The 5,026-nt window shown below is 72.2% G+C and carries 4 protein-coding genes; 2 read left to right on the top strand and 2 right to left on the bottom strand.

Annotation, left to right across the window (positions count from 1 at the left end; all coding sequences use genetic code 11):
* Positions 1 to 524: 524 nt before the first annotated feature.
* Positions 525 to 2,387, top strand: a complete 1,863-nt coding sequence (locus D474_RS0104225) for a PQQ-binding-like beta-propeller repeat protein (RefSeq protein ID WP_017612354.1) — start codon at positions 525 to 527, stop codon at positions 2,385 to 2,387.
* Between the two features lie 60 nt (positions 2,388 to 2,447).
* On the opposite strand, the gene D474_RS0104230 is transcribed toward D474_RS0104225, so the two are convergent.
* Positions 2,448 to 2,903 carry a VOC family protein gene (locus tag D474_RS0104230; RefSeq protein WP_017612355.1) on the bottom strand — a complete coding sequence of 152 codons (456 nt, stop codon included), beginning with the start codon at positions 2,901 to 2,903 and terminating at the stop codon, positions 2,448 to 2,450.
* A 91-nt stretch (positions 2,904 to 2,994) separates the two neighbouring features.
* Positions 2,995 to 3,798, bottom strand: a complete 804-nt coding sequence (locus D474_RS0104235) for an SDR family oxidoreductase (RefSeq protein WP_017612356.1) — start codon at positions 3,796 to 3,798, stop codon at positions 2,995 to 2,997.
* A 144-nt stretch (positions 3,799 to 3,942) separates the two neighbouring features.
* Here D474_RS0104235 and D474_RS0104240 point away from each other — a divergent pair.
* Positions 3,943 to 5,026: NAD(P)/FAD-dependent oxidoreductase (locus tag D474_RS0104240; protein WP_017612357.1), on the top strand; the 1,084-nt coding region annotated here is incomplete at its 3' end.

Consider the following 5,026-nt stretch of genomic DNA (forward strand, 5'->3'; position numbering starts at 1 on the left):
TGGGTGGGGGTGTGGCGGCGTCCTGCCGGACTGAGCGCGGCGCCTCGGGGGTGTGGTCCGCCCCTTTCCCGGGCTGGACCGCTCTCGCCGACGAACACCCTCCGGCCCGCCCCGCAACCGAAAAGGTGTGGGGGCCAAAAGCAGACCCCCTGGGGTGGCCCCCCGTTCTATTGGGCTGCCAAGGGGCCTCTCCCCCGAGACAACACAGTCCTCGGTGAATTGTCGTTCTTGGAGCAATCCTGTTCCGAGGCAACACACCCCCGATGAATTACCGCCTCTGAAGCACCCCCGCCCCGACATGACACCACCCTCCCCGCACCACGGAACCCTTCCAACGCATCACGAACCTCATCGACCGCACACCACAGGCCGACCAGCCACGCAGGCTTCACCGGACCGATCGGAGTGTGGAGGCCGATCCGGGGGAGCGCCTCGCGAAGCCCGGACGCTCATCCCCGCGGGAGACACGTGACGGACGCCGGGCGACGTTGACCGTGCGCCCCTTTGTCCCTATCTTCCGGAGGGTGCCCCCTTCGCCGGTCCGTTTCTGGTTCGCCTCCGGACTCCTCCTCCCCGGCGCGGTGACGTTCGCCGGGGCCGCCGTCCACGTGCACGCGGCCACCGGCTCCGTCCCGTGGCCCGTCCACCTGGTCTGGGCCTGGGGTCTGCTCACGGTCCTGGCCCTGCCGCTGGTGCGTCTGCACGAGCTGGAACGCCTCCGCGCCGCCGCCCGCGGCGAGCTCGGGCCCGCGCCGGTGCCCGGCCGCTCCACACTCGGCCGCTTCCTCCTCCTCACGCCCGGACGCCCGCGCCGTGTGCTGGCCTCCGGCACCTTCGCCGTCTCCACAGTGGCCCTCACGGTGCTCTGGTGGGCGCCGATCAGCCCCGCTACCGGCCCCGGAACGCCACGTTTCCTCGACTTCTCCGCGTACGGTCTCGCGACTGGCGCCACCGGGGTCCTGGTCGCCCTGTGCTTGATCACCCTCTCGCCGGTCGCGCTCCGCGGTCCCCGGCGTTTCCGCGCGGCCGGTGCGGGCGCCGGCCTGGCCACGGGTTCGGCCGCCGTCGCTCTGGCCGCCGCGCTCACCACCGTGCTCCCGGTCGAAGCGACCACGGCCTCCTCGGACAACGGCGACCACGACCTGGGGGCCGGCCTTCCCACCACCGTCGAGGAGGTCGGGTGGCGCTGGTCCACACCTGACGGTGGCCCCGTCCTGGAGGTCATCCCGGCCCGTACCGGGGTCCTCGTACGGTCGGCCGAAGGTGTCGCCCTCTTGAACACGGCAACCGGGGAGGAACTCTGGCACTACCGCCGTTCCGGGGAGTACGCCGTCGACATGCAGGCCTCGCCCGGCGGCAACAGCGTCATGCTCACCTATCCCGCACGAGACGTCGACGGAGACCCCGCGCATCGTCTCGTCGTGCTCGAGGCCGACACCGGGCAGGAGAGCGGCGAGTTCCAGAGCCCGCGCTCGGCCCTGCCCGCGCACTACCAGCACCAGGGCGAGTTCACCCCGCTCCTGCACCGCGACGTGCTCACGACCCTGCGGCGCAGCGACGGCCGTACCTCCGTGGCCGGTTACGTGCCCGAGACCGGGCGAGAGCGCTGGACCTACGAACCCCTGGGGGACTGTGCCCGTCGCGGGCAGGACGTCACCCGCCACGAGGTCATCGTGCTCCTGGAGTGCGACATGGACATCATGACCGGCGAACGCGGGGGACGAGGCGCCGTCCGGACCCTGCACGGCCTGGTACCCAGCACCGGGACCTGGCTGTGGCACACCGACGTGGACATGAGCGCCCCCGGTGACGACGTGTGGATCCACACCTCCGGTGACGGCCACCTCTTCGCGTTCGCGTGGGCGTCCGACGGCGGAACGGAGTCCGGGAACGTGCTCTTCGGCCGCAACGGCGAGGTCGTCGCCCGTGACCTGCCCGGTTTCGGCGGGCCCACCGGGCACGAGGGGGACTGGCTCTTCACCTCCGACGGTTACCTGACCTGGGACGACGACGGCGACAACGGCACCTACACCTGGCGCGGGCTCGACGGGGCAGAACGCACGGCCTCTGCCGGTCAGACCCCTTCCGGGGACAGTGAACGCCGCGAGCGCATCCGCCCCGTTCCGCTCGAGGACGCTCTGGTCACCGCCGATCCCCGGACCGACGGTGCCGCGGCCGAGAGCATCACGCTCGCCGTGCGCCCCTGGGCCGAGGGGGAGGAGCAGGCCGACGACGCCGAGGCCACCATCGTCGACGTCGCCCTGGAACCCGCGGAGGAAGGCCCCTCCCCGGACGACCAGGACGAGGAATGGGTGTCCCTGCACGGTGCGCCCAGGGCGGTCGTACTCGCCAGGCCGGGGAGCAGCGAGGTCGTCGGCCTGGTGTGACCCGGTCCGGCCGGTCCTCCCGGGACCTCCGGTCCTGCTCCCGGTATGGGTGAGTGCGGCTCAGCCCAGTACCACGTTCCCCGTCTGGTCCACGTGCCGGCCCGGGTTGTGCGCGACCTCCCAGACCACCCCGTTGGGGTCCTCGACGAACGCGTGGTGCACCCCGCCGAACTCACCGTGCTCCGGTGCCCGGAGCACCCTGCCGCCGGCCTGCACCATGGCCTCCACCGTCCAGGCGACCTCCTCGGGCCCCTCGACGTTGTGCGCCAGGGTGACCCCCGAAACCGGGGTCTGCGACAGCGCCGGGCCCGAGGCCGCCGCGTCCGAGCCCGACAGGTCGTGTCCGAACTTGACCGCGTCGAACAGCCCGAGCACCATGCCCGGCCCGACCTGGAAGAACAGGATCTCGTCCGGAACGTCGGCGAGTGGTTCCCACCCCAGGCCGTCCCGGTAGAAGCGCCGCGCCGCGTCGAGGTCCGCGGTCGAGAGTGTCACGAAGTGCACCTGCTGCCTCATGGGGCCTCCAAAGGCTCGGATCGGTGGACGGGTTCTCATCCTCACCCGCACCGGCCGGATCACCCGGTGAGCCACCCCGGACGGGGTCGACTCACAACCCGTGCTTGCGGGCCACGATCCGCAGCATCAGCGAACGCGGGAAGAGCCGCCGCAGGGCGAACACGACCGGCGCGTTGCTGCCCACCGCGTACAACGGTCGCGGCGCCGGAGCCTCGACCGCCCGCAGCACCGTGCCTGCCACACGTTCGGCGGTGATGCCCTTCGCCTCGTTGGCGTTGAGAGCGCTCAGCATCGTCCGGTACTCGTCGCCGAACGGGGAGTCCTCACGCAGGTACTGGGTGCGCCGTTCGCTGATCCCGGTGCTGATCGACCCGGGCTCGACCGTGCTGACCCCCACCCCGTAGGGCTGCACCTCGCGCCGCAGGGAATCCGCGAACCCCTTGACCGCGGCCTTGGACGCCACGTAGGAGGAACGGTAGGCCAACGGGAAACTGGCCAGCATCGACCCGACCATGATCACCCGCCCGTACCCGCGCTCGCGCATCCCCGGGAGCACGAGCTGGGTGAGCCGCACGGCCCCGAACACGTTGATGCGGAACAGGCGTTCCAACGCCGCACCCGGCAGTTCCTCGAACGGGCCGCTCTGGCTCTCCCCGGCGTTGTTGACCAGCACGTCGACGGCGCCCACCTGCTCGGCGCAGGCCTCCACCGAGGCGTCGTCGGCCAGGTCCAGGGCCACGTACTCGACCCCGGGGACCGGATCGGTCACCGCCTCGGGTTTGCGGCTCGTACCTACGACCCGGTACCCGCGTTCGAGGAGGGCGGCGGCGACCGCACGGCCGATCCCGGAGGACGCGCCGGTGACCAGGGCGGTACGTGACGTGGGCTGGGGCATGGGAATCCTTCCGACGCAGACGAAAGAGGAGGGGTGCTCGCGCCGGCACCGGGCACATGATCGCATGCGCTGTTTCCCCGCCCCCTGACTCGGGCAGGGGCCACGCCCTGCCTTCGACCCGCCATCGACCGAGAGGACCTGCCGATGGAAGACTCACGTACCACCCGCCCGGTGCTGGTCGTAGGGGCCGGCATCGCCGGGCTCACCGTCGCCCACCAGCTGCGCAGGCGCGGCATCGACGTGGTCGTGTGCGACTCCCGTCGACCCGGTGCGGGTGCTTCGCACGGCAACGCCGGGTGGATCAACCCTGCCCAGACCGGGCCGCTGCCGGAACCGGGGATGGTCGCCGACGGGCTCACCGGGTTCACCCGCCCCGACTCGCCGTTGCACCTGGCACCGGCGAGCGTTCCGTTGTTGACCCCGTGGTTCCTGCGTTTCCTGCGCAACTGCACGCCCGCCCGCTACACACGCGGCGCGGAGGCGCTGGCGGCGCTGGGCCGCCGGACCTTCCCCCTCGTGGAACAGCTCGCCGAGGACGGGGTGGAGTTCACCAGCACCCGGACCCGGTTCCTGGCCGTCGCGCAGGACCCCGCGCACGTGGAGGGCTACCTCGCCGCGCTGGAACCCCTGAGGCGCGCCGGTTTCCCGCTCCCCGGTGCGCCGACCGACGGCGACGAGCTCCGGGACATGGAACCCGCGCTCTCCGGAAGGGTCACGTGCGGCGCGGTGCTCGAAGAACACGTGCAGACCGAACCGGCGAGCGTCGTGCGCGGGCTGACGGCCCACCTGCGTGCCGGCGGGGTCGAGGTGAACGAGGGCGAGGCGGTGCTCGGCGTGCGCGCCCGCGATGGTGTGGTCTCGGCGGTGCACACCACCGAGGGGACCCGCAGCGCCGGGGCGGTCGTCATCGCCACCGGGGCGGGTGCCTCGGCGCTCACACAGGTCATGGGGCGTCGGCTGCCGGTCGAGGGCGGGCGCGGATACAGCTTCGACGTGTCGGCGCAGCCGTTGCCCACGAATTCCACGCTCCTGTTGGACGCTCACGTGGCGTGCGCGCCGATGGGGGACCGGTTGCGGATCTCGGGCGGGATGGACTTCGGGCTGCACGGCCGCGTGCCCGAACCGTCCCGGCTCTCGGCGGTGGCTCGCTCGGCCGAACCCATGCTCCGCGGTGTGGACTGGACGGACCGGCGCCACCCGTGGACCGGCGAGCGGCCGCTGGCCCCCG

Source organism: Nocardiopsis salina YIM 90010, from assembly GCF_000341025.1.
GTDB lineage: Bacteria > Actinomycetota > Actinomycetes > Streptosporangiales > Streptosporangiaceae > Nocardiopsis > Nocardiopsis salina.